This is a genomic window from Pseudarthrobacter sp. NPDC092439, assembly GCF_044754945.1.
Taxonomy (GTDB): Bacteria; Actinomycetota; Actinomycetes; order Actinomycetales; family Micrococcaceae; genus Arthrobacter.
On record NZ_JBIVQB010000006.1, the window covers coordinates 146,504 to 161,676 of the forward strand.

Here is a 15,173-nt window from a genome sequence, read left to right on the forward strand (position 1 = left end):
AGCTATCAGGCGCCGGCCCGGGCTGCTTCGCTCAGTTCCAGCCGGCTCCGGTACTCCACGGGCCGGCCCGAGATCGGGTCCACGAAACGGATGCCGCGCGCCAAGAGCTGGAGCGGTTTGGAGTAGTCGTCCGGGGCCTTGTCCAGCAGGTCCGGGTAGAACGCGTCGTTCACGATGCCCAGCCCCAGCGATGCCATATGCACCCGGAGTTGGTGGGTTTTGCCGGTGTGCGGCTCCAGCCGGTACCTGGCGAGGCGGCCGCCGCCCGTGGTGCCCGGAGCACCCGCCGGGGCGCCGGCGTCGAACGTTTCAAGCTGCTCGATCCTGGTCTCCGCATTGGGCTCGCCGTCAACCACCTCGGCCAGGAGGTAGCTGCGGGACTTGGTCATGCGGTTGCGGACCACCACTGGAAAGTCGACGGCGGGGTACGCGGGCGCGGGTATGGCGGCGGACACGCACTCGTATTCCTTCTGCACCTGCCGCTTCTCGAAGAGCACCTGGTACTTGCCGCGCGTCCTCGGGTTGGTGGAGAAGAGAAGGACGCCGGCGGTCATCCGGTCCAGCCGGTGCATGGGGATAAGATCCGGCAGATCAAGCTGGTTCCGCAGCCGCACCAGCGCCGACTCCTGGATGTACGTACCGCCGGGTGTGGTGGGAAGGAAGTGCGGCTTGTCCGCGACGAGGAGGTGGTCGTCCTGGTGCAGGATGTGGATCTCCACGGGAATCCGGGTTTCCGGCGGCAGCGTGCGGTAGTACCAGATGAAGGTGTGGTCCTGGAGCCTGGTGGTCCGGTCCAGCGGGACGCCGCCCTCGCCAACAATCTCGCCGGCATCGAACCGGTCCTCGATGCCTCGCGGATCGATGTGCCCCCACCGGTGCATCATGTAGTCCATGGCGGTGTCCCACGGCCCGTCCTCCGGAAGGCGCAGGCGTGTGGCGTTGACGCCGTCGCGCACGGGAAGGGGGGACTGCATCACCGGCCCAGTCTACCGGGCGGGAGTCTGGTGGGCTTCAGGGTGACCCGGCCGATCATAAAAAAGTTATTGACAATAAAAGTTGTCGGTCGGCATGCTTAAGCCATGTTGGACATCGCAGTGATCGAAGACCCCGCCGCCGCGGAGGTCTCGCTGGACCCCATCCGGACCAGGATCCTGCACGAACTGGGCGAGCCGGGCTCGGCCACGCAGCTCGCGGTAAGGACCGGACTGCCCCGGCAGAAGGTCAACTACCACCTCAGAGCCCTGGAACGGCATGGCCTGGTGGAGCTGGTGGAAGAGCGGCGCAAGGGCAACGTCACGGAGCGGGTGCTGCAGGCGACTGCTGCGTCATACCTGATCTCGCCCCAGGCGCTGGCCGAGGTCTCGCCGGACCCGCACCGCTTTTCGGACCGCTTCTCCGCCTTCTGGCTGCTGGCACTCGCCGGGCGGATGGTGCAGGAAGTAGGCAAGCTGATCGCCGGAGCGGCCGCAGCCAGGCAGAAGCTGGCGACATTCGCGATCGACGGCGAAATCACCTTCCGCACGGCCGCCGACCGGGCCGCCTTCGCCGAGGAGCTTGGCGTGGCGGTCACGCAGCTGGTGGACAAGTACCACGCCGGCGGACCCAACACACCCAAAGGGAGGCGGCACCGGCTGGTGGTCGCGCTGCACCCCGCGCTCAAGTCAACCGACCACGAAACAGGCAAGGAACAGGACAATGACTGACAACCGCGGCTTCGAGATCGTCCAGGACACCGAACTTCCCGCCACCCCGGAACGGGTGTGGGAGGCTGTAACCAACGGAACCCCGGCCTGGATGTTCCCCACCGATCAGTGGCCGGACGTGAAGACAGTCCAGGAGCATCCCACCCATCTGGTCTCCCGGATGGAGGGCCCGGACGGCTGGTTCAACCAGTTGGAGCACGTGCTCGAGCCGCTTGACGGCGGCCGCGCCCGCCTGCACTACGTCCATAGCGGCATCTTCGCGGACAACTGGGATGAACAGTACGACGGCGCCTCGCGCCACACCGCGTTCTACCTCCACACGCTGGGGCAGTACCTGGCGCATTTCGACGGCCGGCCCGTGGTTTTCACGGACATCCAGGCTCCCGCCGCGTCCCAGGCGCCGGACGGTTTCGAGCGGCTCCGCGGGGCGCTGGGCCTTGGGTCGGCGCAGCAGGGCTCAACGGTGGAGGTGGAGGTGGACGGCGTGGGCCGGCTTTCGGCGGAGGTGGACTTCTCCAACCAGCACTTTCTGGGCCTCCGCACCAAGGACGCCATGTACCGCTTCTTCGGACGCAGCGCGTGGGGCGCCCCGGTGGGAATGACCGTGCACGACTTCAGCGGTTCCGGTGACCCGGACACCACGGCCAAGGCATGGGGCCAGTTCCTGGAGCAGGTCTACGCTTAATCTCCGCAGCGGAGCCGGGACGAAGCCGCGGAGGTCGGGACGATTCCGTGGCAAGGTGGTGTGATGACCCGCAGACTCGTCCAGCTCCTCATCGGCCTCGCCCTGTACGGGGTGTCCCTGGCGATGCTGATCCGCGCAGGACTCGGCCTGGACCCGTGGGACGTCTTCCACCAGGGCGTAGCCAACCGGACAGTGCTGAGCATCGGCACCGTAGTGGTCATTACCAGTTTCGTCGTGCTGCTGCTCTGGATTCCGCTCCGGCAGCGGCCGGGCTTCGGGACCCTCTGCAACGCGGTCCTGGTAGGGCTCTTCGCAGATCTGGGCCTGGCGGTGATTCCGGACGTGACGCACGTCGCCGGCCAGTTCGCGATGATGGGCGGTGCCGTGCTGCTGAACGGCGTGGCCTCCGCGTGCTACATCGGCGCCCGCTTCGGCCCGGGGCCCCGCGACGGACTCATGACCGGTCTGGCCCGGCGCACCGGGCGGTCCATCCGGCTGTGCCGTACCCTGATCGAGGTCACTGTCCTGGCCATCGGCTGGGTACTGGGCGGTTCGGTGGGTGTGGGCACCGTGGTTTATGCACTTGCCATCGGCCCCCTGGTCCATCTCCTTCTGCCCCGGTTTATGGTGCCCGGGGCGGCAGCGGTTCCAGGCAGCCCCGCCAGCGAAGAACCCACGACGGCGGCCCGCTGGTTCGGCCGGCAGGACGCGTCGGGGGCCAAATCCAGGTGAGCAGGGCGTGGCTTCAGGCAGGGGCGGGCTGGCAATGCGGGCAGAAGTAGATGTCGCGTTCCTCGTCGCCGTTGGGCTTTCCCAGCAGCCCGCGGCGGATGGGCGATCCGCACTTGAGGCAGGGCCGGTGTTCGCGGCCGTAGACCCAGTAGCCGGGCCGTCCGGCCATTCGGCCCACAGGCAGCCCGCGGGCGTTGAGCACGGTGACGCGCCGGCCAGGCCCGAGGTTCACCTCCAGGAGCTGCTTGGCATCCGTCATGATGGTCCGCAGATCGGCGACCGCCGAGACGGGAACAGCGGGATGGACTCCGGACAGGAAACACGCTTCGCACCGGTAGATGTTTCCGATGCCGGCCAGGTTCCGCTGATCAAGCAGGGCCACGCCCACGGGAACGTCCGGCGCGGCACGGATCCGGCGTTCGGCCTCGTCCACGTCCCAGTCCGGGCCCAGCAGGTCCGGCCCCAGGAACCCCACCACCGCGTCCTCCTGGTCCGTGGCCACCACCTCCAGCAGCCCCAGGGAAAATCCGACGGCGTCCGCAGCCGCCGTCCGCAGCACGCACCGGGCCGTGTGGCCGGGTTTGCGCCACCGGCCGCGGGGCGGATAGACCTGCCAGGTCCCTTCCATCTTCAGGTGGGAATGGATGGTGAGCCGTTTGCCGCCCGGACCCGCGACGCGCATGAGCAGGTGCTTGCCGCGAGGCACCACCTCGGCCACGGTCCAGCCGGCCAGGTTCAGTGTGGCGAACCGCGGCACCCGGAAGTCGGAGGCCAGGAGCGTCTGCCCGGCCAGGGCTTCGTGCAGCTGCCGGGCCGCGCGCCAGACGGAATCGCCTTCAGGCACGGATCCTCAGCCCCTTCGGCGTGGAGTAGGCGCCGGCCGCGGTGAGCGCCGCCGCGACCGGGGTATCAAGGATCCCGTGGCCGTTGACCTTCTCCATGATCAGCTTGTCCACGGCACCCCGGGTCACGACTCCGGCCAAGGCCGCGGCCGCGGCGGCCAGGACGGCGTCGTCATCGCTGAAGGCCAGGAGCGTCTTGCCGCCGCGCTCCACGTACAGCGACAGGGCACCGTCCACCAGGACCACCAGCGCTCCTGCCTTCCGTCCGGGCCGGTGTCCGGTGCCGGCGTCGTCATGCAAAGCAGGCCAGGGGAGCGCTGCGCCGTAGGGGTTGGCGGGGTCCGTCGCGGCCAGTGCCAGTGCAACCGGCTCCGCCTTGGCCAGCTGGGTGTCCTCGGAGTAGGAGCGCAACCGGTCCACCGTGGCGGGCACGGCGAACTGGGCTGCCCCCAGGTGTTCGATGAAGTAGCCGCGGCGGCACCGCCCGGCCTCCTCGAGCCGCGCCAGCACTTTATACATGAGGCCGAAGCCGCCTAGGATCTGCTCCGCCATGACAGAGCCCCGGGTGACCACTCCATAGCGGTCCAGGAGCAGTTCCGCCGTACCGCGCGCATGGATCGTGGCGTCCAGTTCCGGCTGCGGCAGCGCCGACCAGCGGCCCGCCGCCATGGACGGCACCGCTCCGGCGCCGCCCAACCGGGAAGAGCCCAGCCCTGAGGAACCCAATCCCGCAGCCCCGCTCAGCCCTGGGGACCCCAGCAGACCTGTGCCGTGCGAACGGCCAAGCCTGCTGAGCCGCGGCGCCCTTGCCCGCGGCGCCCGGGCCACCTGCCGGTGTGCGGTGTGCCCGCCGGCGATCAGTGCCCGGACCGGGGCGAACGTATCGCCGGTGATCCGCCCGGCCCAAGCCAGGTCCCACAGCGCCGCAACCACTTCCTGGTCGCCCAGCACAGCGTCCATGCCGCCGGCCACGTCGGTCAGCTGCCGGAAGAAGTAGCCGCCGCCGTTGTTCCGCAGATGGTCCAGGATCCGCTGCTGGGCGTCGCCGGGTTCGTAGTCGGGCGACGGGTTCAGGGTCAGTTCCGCCGAATCTGCCAGGTGGAGGCTGATCCAGCCGTCGTTGCCTGGCAGCGGACCTACCCCCGACCACACCACCTCGCCCGCCGCCATGAGCTCATCCAGCATGGCCGGCTGGTAGTTGGACACCCGGCTGGCCAGCACGAGCGGCTCCCATGCGGACGCCGGGATGGGCACGCCGGACAGCTGGTCGATGGCGGTGACGATCCCGTCCAGCCCCCGCAGGGACGGCTGTCCGCGGCCGCTGCCGGGTGTGCGGACGTGCTGCCACGCGGGCAGGAACCGGCCGTATGCGGACGCATCCACCGGCTCAACCTCGGCACGCAGCGCAGCAAGCGAACGACGCCGGAGCTTGCGGAGGACCTCGGCATCACACCATTCGCTGCCGGCCGGGTGGGCCGTCGGCTGCGGAGCAGCTTCATGTGCGTCCGCGGATGCGGTGTCGGGCGGCGTGGCGTGGGGGCGGAACTCGCCCTCCACCACGCGGCCGTCCGCCGCGAGGCGTTTGAGCGCGGTTTCCACGACGGCGACACCAAGCCCCAGCCTGTCCGCGGCCTCGGCGGCCGTGAAAGGCCCGTGCGTGCGGGCGTAGCGGGACACGAGGTCGCCGAGCGGATCGGCCACGGGCTCGATGAACGCCAAGGGAACGCCCATGGGCAGCGGCACGCCTATAGCGTCACGCAGCCGGGCGGCATCCTCCACAGCGGCGAACCGCTCCACTCCGCCGATCGTCACCCGGATGGCCCGGTTGGCCCGCTGCAGCGCCACCAGGTGCGCGGCGGCCTCGGCTGCTGAGGCGCCCGGCACGGCAGGCGCGCCCACCGCGTTGCCGGCATCGGCGTCGTCGGCAGGCAATCCAGTTTCGGCGCCGGCATCGGAGGCCCCGTCAGCAGCCGAAACCCCGTCCGGCCCCTGCAGCCGCTCGGCCGTTTCTTGCGGTGTCAACGGCCCCAGCAGCCGCAGCAGGTCAGCTACGCCTTCCAGTCCCCGGGCGCGGCGGTCCGGGACCAGCCGCTGCAGCTCGCGCTCGGTAGCCTCGATGACCTTCTCATCAAGCAGTTCGCGCAGCTCAACCCGGCCCAGCAACTCGTTGAGCAGCGTCGAATCCAGGGCGAGGGCGGCAGCCCGGCGCTCGGCGAGCGGGGAATCGCCCTCATAGAGGAACTGGGCCACGTACCCGAACAGCAGGGACTTGGCGAAGGGCGAGGGCTGCTGCGTCGTGGTCTCCAGGATGCGCAGCTCCCGGCGCTCCACCGACGCGGCAATGTCCTTCAGCGCCGGGAGGTCGTACACATCCTGAAGGCACTCGCGCACCGTCTCCAGCACGATGGGGAACGTGGGGTATTTCCGGGCCACGTCCAGCAACTGTGCGGAACGCTGCCTCTGCTGCCACAGCGGCTGCCGTTTTCCGGGGGTCTGCCTGGGCAGCAGCAGGGCGCGCGCGGCGCATTCCCGGAAGCGGGACGCGAACAGGGCGCTGCCGCCCACCTCGGCTGTGACTATCTGCTCCAGCTCCTCCGGATCGAACAGGAACAGCTCCGCACCGGGCGGTTCGTCCTCCATCATGGGAACGCGAAGAACGATGCCGTCGTCCGCGGCCATGGCGGAGCCGTCCAGCCCGTACCGCTGGTGCAGCCGCTGCCCCACAGCCAACGCCCACGGCGCGTGCACCGGCATGCCGAAGGGGCTGTGCAGGATCACGCGCCAGTCGCCGAGTTCGTCATGGAAGCGCTCCACCACCAGCGTGGTGTCACTGGGGACCACCTCGGTGGCTTGCTTCTGCTCGCTGAGGTACTGGATGAGGTTGTTCGCAGCGAAGTCGTCCAGCCCGCTGGCCTTGCAGCGTTCGGCGGCAGGGCCGGCGTCGGACGCTGAAAGCTCCCGCACGAACGCTCCCAGGGCGCGTCCCAGGTCCACCGGCCGCCCCAGTGAGTCGCCCTTCCAGAACGGCAGCTTGCCAGGCTGACCGAACGCGGGGGAGACCAGGACCCGGTCATGGGTGATGTCCTCGATCTTCCAGCTCGTGGCGCCCAGCGCGAAGACATCGCCCACACGCGATTCGTAGACCATCTCCTCGTCCAGCTCGCCCACGCGCCGGCCGCCCTTGGGTGCGCGGGCCGGCTTGCCGTCCTCCGCAGGTGCTGCGGAGCCCTCCACTTCGGTGCCGATGATGTACACCCCAAAGAGCCCGCGGTCCGGGATTGTTCCGCCTGAGGTGACGGCCAACCGCTGAGCCCCCGGCCGGCCCTCGATGGTGCCGGCGTTGCGGTCCCAGATGATCCGCGGCCGCAGCTCGGCGAATTCGTCTGACGGGTACCGCCCCGCCAGCAGGTCAAGGGTGGCCTCGAACGCCGAACGGGGGAGCGAAGCGAAGGGGGCGGAGCGGCGGACCGTGCTGAACCATTCCTCCACATCGATGCTGCCAAGCGCGGTGGCGGCCACGGTCTGCTGGGCCAGGATGTCCAGCGGATTGGCCGGGATGCTGAGCCGCTCGATCTTTCCGTCCAGCATCCGCTCCACCGTGATGGCGGTGTGCACCAGATCCGCTCGGTGCTTGGGAAACAGGACGCCCTGGGACACTTCGCCCACCTGGTGGCCGGCACGGCCCACCCGCTGCAGCCCGCTGGCCACCGACGGCGGTGATTCCACCTGCACCACCAGGTCCACCGCGCCCATGTCGATGCCCAGTTCCAGGGATGAGGTGGCCACCACGCAGCGCAGCCGGCCCGACTTCAGGTCGTCCTCGATCAGCGCCCGCTGGTCCTTGGATACGGAGCCGTGGTGGGCGCGGGCCAGTACCGGATCCGCCCCGGCGGAGCTTCCGGCCTGGGCCATCATGTGCGCGGGGGTGGCGGTTGAGGCAGGAATGCCCGACGGCGGCGCCCCCGGCGGCGCGTCTCCCCAGGCCGCGGCCGTCCCAGGCGCAGCTGCGTCCGTACCCAGCCCAGGTGTGTCCCAGCCGCCGCCCGCGGCGACGAGCTGGCGTTCGGCGTAGATCTCATTCAGCCGCGCCGTGAGCCGTTCGGACAGGCGGCGGGAGTTGGCGAAGACGATGGTGGACTGGTTGGCCAGCACCAGGTCCACGATCTTTTCCTCCACATGCGGCCAGATGGACGCCTGCGGCTGGAGCCCGGACGCGGGGCCGGAGTCGAACGCGCCCGCCGCGCCCTGCAGGTCCGTCATGTCCTCCACCGGCACGGACACCGTAAGGTCCCAGTTCTTTTTGGCCGGAGGCGCCACGATCTCCACGGGCGCAGTCCCGGCCAGGAACTGCGCCACAAGGTCCCGCGGCTCCACGGTGGCCGAAAGCCCGATCCGCTGCGCCGGTTTGGGCAGCAGCGCGTCCAGCCGCTCAAGCGACACGGCCAGGTGCGCCCCGCGCTTGGTCCCGGCCACGGCGTGGACTTCGTCGATGATCACCGTGTCCACCTCGGTGAGGGTGTCGCGCGCCCTGGAGGTAAGCATGAGGAACAGCGACTCGGGCGTGGTGATCAGGATATCCGGTGGGTTGCTCAACAGCGCCCGCCGGTCCGCCGTAGTGGTATCCCCGGACCGCACCCCGACGCTGACCAGCGGCGCCGGCAGGTCCAGCCGCTTGGCCGTCTGGGTGATGCCGATCAGCGGGGAGCGAAGGTTTCGCTCCACGTCCACGCCCAGCGCCTTCAGCGGGGAGATGTAGAGGACGCGGGTCTTTCGCTTGGGAGCGCGGGCGCGTTTGCCTTTGGGTACTTCAGCGGGGACAGGGGCGGGTGCGGCGGAACTGATCAGCTGGTCCAGCGCCCACAGGAACGCGGCCAGCGTCTTGCCCGACCCCGTCGGGGCAACCACCAGCGCGTGCGAACCGGATGAAATGGCGTTCCATGCCCCGGCCTGCGCGGGCGTGGGCCCACTGAACGCACCCAGGAACCACTCCCTCGTGGGGCGGCTGAACTGCCCCATGGGAGCATCAGCGCCGGGAGCAGGCGGCCGTTCCGGGTTCATGCCTCCATCATGCCCCACCCCGCCGACAGCCAGGCCTCACCCCTTGTCGGCTCCCGGCAGGTTCCGGGTAGCCGGTCCTTCGAGGAGCGTTCCGTCGCTGCTGAACCGGGAGCCGTGCAACGGGCAGTCCCAGGTCTTCTCGCTGTCGTTCCAGTGCACGATCCCGCCCAGGTGTGTGCACACTGCGGAGAGCCGGCAGGTGGTCCCGTCCACGGTGGAGACGGCCACGGGACGTCCGCTTCCGCCGTCGACCGTTCCCGTCCCCTCCGCAGGGACAGCCGGTGCCGCCGCCGGCGGCGCTTCCCTGCGCAGCTTCCGGCCAGCCGCCTTGCCCCAGTCCGTGGCCAGCCGGGCGGCCACGCCGGCGTTCAGGCCCACGGCGGACAGCGCCCCGGACGGCGACGTGACCCGGTGGTGGATGGTGTCCGCCCACGGGACCTGGCCGCCCAGGATGTCCGCCGAAATTCCCAGGGCTGCGGCAACGGCGTTGGTCATGCCCCACTTGTTGTAGCCGGTGCCGAAGTACACGTGGCCGCGGCCTCGGGGGAGCTTGCCGAAGAACGGCATGAGGTTGGTGGGCTGGTAATCCTGCGCCGACCAGGTGTGCGTTGGCACGGCGCCGGGATAGTGCTGGCCGGCCCACGCGAGTAGACCTTCCAGATGCGCTTTTTCGGACGGGGTCCGGCCCACGGGATGCCCGTGGCCGCCCACCAGGAGGAGGCGCCCGCCGTCGGACCCGTAGTCCCGGAGTGAATGGGTGGGCTGTTCCACGGAAATGTACATCCCCGGAGGCGGCTCCTGGCCGTCGGGGAGCTGGAGGGCCGCCGCGTAGGAGCGGTGCGGCTTCAGCTTGGCGAAGTACAGTCCCCGGTCCAGCACGGGCGTGCCGGTGGCCAGCACCACCTGGTCCGCGGTGACGCTGCCCCGGTCCGTCTCCACCGTGCAGGGCCCGCTGCCGGTGACGTCCCGCAACCGGACACCCGTTGCGATCGAGCCGCCGCGGCTGCGGAGGTCCGCAATCAGCGCGTCCAGGACCTCCATCGGGTGGATCTGCGCCTGTCCGGAAAGGCGTGCGGCGCCGTGGACCGGGAAGGGCAGGCCGGCATCACGCACGTATTCGACGTCCAGGCCCGCGGTGGTGGCCGCGCTGACCTCTTCGCGGAGCTTTTCCGTGGCAGCCGGCGTGGTGGCATAGGTGTAGGCGTCCCGGCGCTGGAACGGAACGTTGTGCTCCTCCAGGTAGCGCAGCAGCCATGCCTGCCCCTCGCGGTTGGCGTCAACGTACGCCTGGACCTGGTGCCGGGGATACTGCCGTGCCAGCTGCGCCAGGACCGTGCCCTGCAGCAGGGTGACCTTGGCGGTGGTGTTTCCCGTGGTCACCGCGCCAGGGTGCCGCGCCTCCACCACCAGCACATCCTGCCCCGACCGTGCCAGCAGGAGCGCGGTGACCAGGCCGGTAAGCCCCGCGCCGGCCACGACGGTGTGGTACCGGGAGCCCGGCTTGAACGGATCAGGAACAGAGGTATCGGGACGGTCCAACCAAAGTGATGTCATGTCAGCTGCCTGCCTCCGTGGTGAAGGCCCTGGCCGGGGCCGGTTTTGTGATGGGTCCGTTATGGAGCCATCCTTATCCGCGCGGGATTTACTAAGTATACTTAGGGTGTCCGGGTTTAAGTCTATGGCCAGGCCCAGCCCGGCGGGCATCTTGTGTACGTTTCGACAGACACCAGGAGAAGTCATGACAAGCATCAGCTCGGACGGCAGCACCGTGGGCCGGACCACCATCCAAAAAGCAGCGCTCGCCGTGGGGGCGGTTTTCCTCCTGGTGGGCGTCCTGGGGTTCATCCCGGGAATCACCACCAACTACAGCGCACTCGGCTTCGCCGGCCACGGCTCGGAGGCGCTGCTGCTGGGCATCTTCCAGGTTTCCGTGCTGCATAACATCGTGCACCTGCTGTTCGGCGCAGCCGGGATCGGAATGGCACGCACCGCGGCGCAGTCACGGAACTACCTGGTGTGGGGCGGAGCCATCTACCTGGTCCTGTGGCTCTACGGGCTGCTGATCGGGCACGACACCGCCGCCAACTTCGTCCCCGTCAACACGGCGGACAACTGGCTGCACTTCGTCCTGGGCGTCGCCATGATCGGACTGGGTGTGGCCCTGTCCCGCGGCACCGCCCACACCCGCCGCACCACCACGGCCCACTAACGGCAGACACCATAAACCAGGGCGGCCCGGCATTCAGCCGGGCCGCCTTTGTTGTGCGGTGGAACGGTTGTGCGGTGGAACGATCCCTACGGTAGCGAGCGTGCCGTCAGCTGGGCTGGAACGCCCCCACGCTCAGCAGCGTGATGTCGGTGTTGGTGCACGCCTTAGTGGGCTGGGCAAGGAACAGGGAGCCCTTGTCCTCCGGGGGGTAGATTCGGTAGCCCGCGGCGTCCGCCAGCTTGCATTCCATGTAGTTCCGGGCCTGCGTGTAGCGGAGCACCGCCGTGCCGCTCTTGCCCGGGGCCAGGAGCACATCCACGGGGGCCGCGGTGTTGTCGCGGCTGGCCGGAGCGCCGATGGGTGCGCCGGTGGCGTCGGCCACGAGGGACACTCCCGGGAAGCCGCGCAGGAGGCACGGTTCGGTGCCCTTGTTGGTGAGCATCAGTTTCATGTAAACGCTGCCGGCAGCTCCGCCGCCGGTGGCGTCCGTAGCAGCGGAAAGTCCCGCCGCCTTACACAGGGCAGGCGAACCCGCCGCGGTCGACGACGGTGCCCCCGACGCGTCCGGCGTGGCACTGCCGCTGGGGCTGGCTGAGTCCGTGCCGTTCGGAGCGGGGCTGGCGGAGCCGGTGCCCGGGCTGGTGGCGGACTGCTGTGGCTGGCTGGGCCCGCACCCGGCCAATACCAGAGCCGCCGCTGCAACCGCCGTAGCCATGACTAAACGGGATGAATTTCGCTGAGACCTCATGGCACCACCTTTGCGCCACCCGTTGCCCGCGTCAACGATGCCGCGTGGCGGAGGCCCATTTGATGCCCGGATCGTGATGAACCGGGCCTCGCCCGGGACCTCCGCCAGCGGTCACCAATCCCGGTTACTTATCCGTAGCGCGGTTCCGGGTGCGCAGCAGCGCCGCGCCGCCGAGCGCCAGCCCGCCCGCACCTGCGGCGAGTCCCGCCCAGCTGCGCGCAGAGGCCCCGCTGTCCGCCGCCGTCGTCCGCTGTTCTTCCGGTGCCACGCCGTGTTCGTCCGCGTTGTGCGCGACGGAGGCCGTAAGGGTGACCGCAGGCGCCGGGGCAGCGAGCGAGTGGGGGTCCTCGCCGTCCTTGGCGATCTGCGACCAGTCGGTCTGGCCTGTTTCGCAGGTCTGGAGCGTGGGGAAATACAGCGTCATCCCGGCGCTCTCGGGGAGCTTGACGGACAGCACCAGCGCGTCGCGGAGCTCGTGCGGTAGCGGGGTCTTGGCGGTGTAGACAATCTGGCTGGTGCGCTGCGTGATGGACGAGCCGTCCGCGAGTTTGCGCGGTTCCGCCAACTGTTCCGTCACCTTCTCGACGGTCCAGTTGGGGTTAACGGTGGGCTGGGCGTCGTTCAGCTCCTGCGGCAGAGTGATGGCCATTTTAGTGGTGGCCGATCCGTCGCAGCCGTGCGGAATGCCGAAGGTGAGCAGGGCGTAGGAACCGGCGTCGGTTTTGTCGGGAGTGACGCCTACGTGGGCGGAGGCGCCGGCCGCGGAAGCGAAGAGAAGCAGTGCGGCGCCGCCGGTTGCTGCAGCGGCGGACAGGGTACGGCGAAGGAAGGTGTTATGCATGGGTTTGCCTTTCGGGTGCGCGCCGCATCGGGGCGCGCAAAAGTAAAGGATGTTCGGACCGGCACGAAAGCAGTGCGGGTCAGGCGGAAAGCACGGCGGCGGAAGGCGGGCCGCGCCGGCTGTCCTGCCGAAGGTTGCGCCAGGGACGCAGGGGGCCCGCAGCGGACGGGATTACGGCGGGAGCCTTTGGGCCGGGGCGCACGACGGCGGCCCTCGGCAGTTCCGCGAGCGGCCGCAGCCACGCGGCCAGGTGCCAGAGGGCGTTCTCACCCTGGGCGAGCAGAAGCGCGCAGCCGAGGGTGGCCAGCGCGTGGGCGGCCAGCATGACAGGGGCAGCCGCGGGATCGGCGGGGCTCACATGGGAGGCCACGTGGGCCAATGCGGCGATGGGCACGTCCAGGGTGCCGGTATCGTGGGCGTGCGCCCCCGCCGGCGGTGGCGCCACGGCAGGCGCGGCGGGTGTAGCGCTGAAGAGGGTGAGTGCCTCGTGCAGGGCAAGCTGCCCGCCGGTCAGGAGGGCTCCGATGGCGGGCAGGCCCAGCCGAAGGCGCGTGGCGACGGTGCAGGAAAGGACCGTCAGGGCAAGGAGGGCCAGCAGGATTCCAGCCGGGGGAAGGCCGCCGCCGCCGGCCAGGTGCGCCCCGGCTGCCAGGGTGACTGTGGCGGTGGCGAACGACGCAGCGCGCAGGGCGTGGAACGGGGTCCGCGGCGACGTGCGCATGGCGGCTCCTTCCACGGGGTGTGCTGCTGGGGTCCGCCCTGAATCTTACCGGCGGATGTGCTCGGGGAGCCCCGCCACGAGTTCGGCCAGCACGTCGGCGGCGCTCCGGTACCGGACAAGGGGCGCGGCCTGGCCCGCCCACAGGGACATCAGGTCCGTGTTCCCCTGGGCGGCCGCCTCGGGCCGGAACCGTCCGGTGAGCCAGTTCTGAACCGGGAACGGGGCGATCTGGTCCCCTGCGATGCTGCGGGTCACGCGGTTGGGAATGCCGCGCGCCAGCCGTCCGCTGAGGGCACGCGTGAGGACCGTGTGCGCGGCGGCGGGGCTGTGCAGCATGTCGCGGTAGGCGGGAACAGCAGCCGACTCCGAAGTGGCCAGGAAAGCGGTACCCACCTGCACGCCGTCGGCCCCTAATGCCAAAGCGGCGGCCACACCCCGGCGGTCCCCGACGCCTCCGGCCGCGATCACCGGAATGCGGATGGCGTCCGCGATCTGCGGCACCAGCGCGAAGGTGCCCACCAGCGACTCCTCGGCCGGGGCCAGGAAGGAGACCCGGTGCCCGCCGGATTCCGCCCCGCTTGCCACCACTGCGTCCACGCCGCCGGCCTCCAGTGCCACCGCTTCGGCCACGGTGGTGGCTGTGCCTACAATCCTGGTTCCCTGCCGGTGGGCGGCCTCCACCACCTCGGGGGAGGGGACGCCAAAAACAAAGCTGACGACGGCGGGACGGGCTTCCAGCGTGGCCTCCACCTGTTCGGCGTAGTCGGCCATGAAGCGGGCCGGCGGCTGCGGCAACGGGAGGCCAAGCTCATCAAAAAACGGCTTCAGCGCGGCGGCGTAGCGGTCGAAGCCCGCCCGGGGCAGGGACGTGGTTTCGGAGCCTGTGGGGATCCACAGGTTCAGCGCGAACGGCCGGCCGGTGGCTGCCCGAAGTTCGGCTGCCGTGCGACGGATGGCATCCCCGTCATACCCGTAGAGGCCAAAGGAGCCCAGCCCGCCGCCGTCGCTCACGGCAGCGGTGAGGCGGACGGAGGAGACGCCGCCGAACGGCCCCAGCACCACTGGAAGCCCGATGCCCAGGACGCCGGCGAGCCGGTTGGGCTGTGCTGCGGGGAAGCGCTCGGCAGTCATCGGTGCTCCTGTATCGGCGTCGGCGTTAGACTGCCACGGTAACTGCCAGGCGATCGCAAGGAGAAGTTCATGAACTACACCGGAAGCCAGTCAGAACGGGCCGTGGCCGCAGGGGAGCTGGACCGCAGCCACATCGGCCAGACGGTCAGTTTCCAGCCGAACGAGTTCACAGTCGTTTTTGGCCGGATCGCAGGAATCGCGCGGACCGAGGCCATGGTGTACCTGTCCCTGGACGGGGTGGCCGGCGGCACGCACCTGAAGGATGAATATGACCTCCCCGTAGGCCACGACGTGTACCTGCAGGTGGACGTGATAACCAATGCCGAATCGACCATCAAGGATCTGTTCGGCAAGGTTCAGGAAAATCTGCGCGGTGCAACCCACAAGCCCGGGGACCACCCGGGCGGGTCTCCTTCGTAGCCCGGGCCTCCGCCGCATCCGGCGCAGGCCGGGCAGCCGCCCGGGCCTGCGCCGGAGGGCGGATTATGCGGGGCCCGAAGCGT

13 protein-coding genes are annotated in these 15,173 nt (G+C 69.7%); 5 read left to right on the forward strand and 8 right to left on the reverse strand.

Annotation, left to right across the window (positions count from 1 at the left end; all coding sequences use genetic code 11):
* Positions 1-5: 5 nt before the first annotated feature.
* Positions 6-974, reverse strand: coding sequence for an RluA family pseudouridine synthase (locus tag ACIQCM_RS13455; protein WP_400606985.1), 969 nt, complete (start codon positions 972-974; stop codon positions 6-8).
* Positions 975-1,079: 105 nt separating this feature from the next.
* On the opposite strand from ACIQCM_RS13455, the gene ACIQCM_RS13460 reads away from it, so the two are divergent.
* From ACIQCM_RS13460 to ACIQCM_RS13470, 3 genes are read left to right on the forward strand one after another with little or no spacing between them, the layout of a single operon-like run.
* Positions 1,080-1,703, forward strand: a complete 624-nt coding sequence (locus ACIQCM_RS13460) for a helix-turn-helix domain-containing protein (protein ID WP_400606740.1) — start codon at positions 1,080-1,082, stop codon at positions 1,701-1,703.
* Complete coding sequence (locus tag ACIQCM_RS13465) at positions 1,696-2,388, forward strand: SRPBCC domain-containing protein (RefSeq protein ID WP_400606742.1); 693 nt, start codon at positions 1,696-1,698, stop codon at positions 2,386-2,388. The genes ACIQCM_RS13460 and ACIQCM_RS13465 overlap by 8 nt, the downstream gene beginning before the upstream one ends.
* A gap of 60 nt (positions 2,389-2,448) precedes the next feature.
* Positions 2,449-3,120: a YitT family protein gene (locus tag ACIQCM_RS13470; RefSeq protein WP_400606745.1), complete on the forward strand. Its 672-nt coding sequence runs from the start codon at positions 2,449-2,451 to the stop codon at positions 3,118-3,120.
* Positions 3,121-3,133: 13 nt separating this feature from the next.
* On the opposite strand, the gene ACIQCM_RS13475 is transcribed toward ACIQCM_RS13470, so the two are convergent.
* Genes ACIQCM_RS13475 through ACIQCM_RS13485 form a run of 3 tightly spaced genes read right to left on the reverse strand, consistent with a single transcriptional unit; the run spans position 3,134 to position 10,574 of the window.
* Positions 3,134-3,964, reverse strand: a complete 831-nt coding sequence (locus ACIQCM_RS13475) for an Fpg/Nei family DNA glycosylase (RefSeq protein WP_400606746.1) — start codon at positions 3,962-3,964, stop codon at positions 3,134-3,136.
* Positions 3,957-9,020, reverse strand: coding sequence for a DNA glycosylase AlkZ-like family protein (locus tag ACIQCM_RS13480; protein WP_400606748.1), 5,064 nt, complete (start codon positions 9,018-9,020; stop codon positions 3,957-3,959). Before ACIQCM_RS13480 ends, ACIQCM_RS13475 begins: the two co-directional genes overlap by 8 nt.
* A 36-nt stretch (positions 9,021-9,056) precedes the next feature.
* Positions 9,057-10,574 (reverse strand): FAD-dependent oxidoreductase, encoded by a 1,518-nt coding sequence (locus ACIQCM_RS13485; protein WP_400606750.1) that lies wholly within the window; start codon positions 10,572-10,574, stop codon positions 9,057-9,059.
* A 184-nt stretch (positions 10,575-10,758) separates the two neighbouring features.
* On the opposite strand from ACIQCM_RS13485, the gene ACIQCM_RS13490 reads away from it, so the two are divergent.
* The gene (locus ACIQCM_RS13490; protein ID WP_400606752.1) at positions 10,759-11,229 is read left to right on the forward strand and encodes a DUF4383 domain-containing protein; all 471 of its coding nucleotides are present in this window, start codon (positions 10,759-10,761) and stop codon (positions 11,227-11,229) included.
* A 106-nt stretch (positions 11,230-11,335) separates the two neighbouring features.
* Here the strand turns inward: ACIQCM_RS13490 and ACIQCM_RS13495 are convergent, their stop codons facing one another.
* The 4 genes from ACIQCM_RS13495 to ACIQCM_RS13510 form a co-directional block, all read right to left on the reverse strand.
* Positions 11,336-11,944 (reverse strand): DUF4232 domain-containing protein, encoded by a 609-nt coding sequence (locus tag ACIQCM_RS13495; protein ID WP_400606754.1) that lies wholly within the window; start codon positions 11,942-11,944, stop codon positions 11,336-11,338.
* Positions 11,945-12,101: 157 nt separating this feature from the next.
* Entirely contained in the window at positions 12,102-12,818 is a 717-nt protein-coding gene (locus ACIQCM_RS13500) for a YcnI family protein (RefSeq protein WP_400606756.1), read from the reverse strand.
* A 79-nt stretch (positions 12,819-12,897) separates the two neighbouring features.
* Complete coding sequence (locus tag ACIQCM_RS13505) at positions 12,898-13,539, reverse strand: hypothetical protein (RefSeq protein ID WP_400606758.1); 642 nt, start codon at positions 13,537-13,539, stop codon at positions 12,898-12,900.
* 45 nt (positions 13,540-13,584) lie between these two features.
* Entirely contained in the window at positions 13,585-14,670 is a 1,086-nt protein-coding gene (locus tag ACIQCM_RS13510; RefSeq protein ID WP_400606761.1) for an NAD(P)H-dependent flavin oxidoreductase, read from the reverse strand.
* A gap of 69 nt (positions 14,671-14,739) precedes the next feature.
* On the opposite strand from ACIQCM_RS13510, the gene ACIQCM_RS13515 reads away from it, so the two are divergent.
* Entirely contained in the window at positions 14,740-15,090 is a 351-nt protein-coding gene (locus tag ACIQCM_RS13515; RefSeq protein ID WP_400606763.1) for a hypothetical protein, read from the forward strand.
* Positions 15,091-15,173 lie beyond the last annotated feature (83 nt).

Coding starts and splice junctions, on each gene's coding strand:
- ACIQCM_RS13500 (WP_400606756.1), bottom strand. CDS start 12,818: ATGCATAACACCTTCCTTCGCCGTACCCTGTCCGCCGCTGCAGCAACC.
- ACIQCM_RS13495 (WP_400606754.1), bottom strand. CDS start 11,944: ATGGCTACGGCGGTTGCAGCGGCGGCTCTGGTATTGGCCGGGTGCGGG.
- ACIQCM_RS13485 (WP_400606750.1), bottom strand. CDS start 10,574: ATGACATCACTTTGGTTGGACCGTCCCGATACCTCTGTTCCTGATCCG.
- ACIQCM_RS13480 (WP_400606748.1), bottom strand. CDS start 9,020: ATGAACCCGGAACGGCCGCCTGCTCCCGGCGCTGATGCTCCCATGGGG.
- ACIQCM_RS13510 (WP_400606761.1), bottom strand. CDS start 14,670: ATGACTGCCGAGCGCTTCCCCGCAGCACAGCCCAACCGGCTCGCCGGC.
- ACIQCM_RS13460 (WP_400606740.1), top strand. CDS start 1,080: ATGTTGGACATCGCAGTGATCGAAGACCCCGCCGCCGCGGAGGTCTCG.
- ACIQCM_RS13465 (WP_400606742.1), top strand. CDS start 1,696: ATGACTGACAACCGCGGCTTCGAGATCGTCCAGGACACCGAACTTCCC.
- ACIQCM_RS13505 (WP_400606758.1), bottom strand. CDS start 13,539: ATGCGCACGTCGCCGCGGACCCCGTTCCACGCCCTGCGCGCTGCGTCG.
- ACIQCM_RS13455 (WP_400606985.1), bottom strand. CDS start 974: ATGCAGTCCCCCCTTCCCGTGCGCGACGGCGTCAACGCCACACGCCTG.
- ACIQCM_RS13515 (WP_400606763.1), top strand. CDS start 14,740: ATGAACTACACCGGAAGCCAGTCAGAACGGGCCGTGGCCGCAGGGGAG.
- ACIQCM_RS13490 (WP_400606752.1), top strand. CDS start 10,759: ATGACAAGCATCAGCTCGGACGGCAGCACCGTGGGCCGGACCACCATC.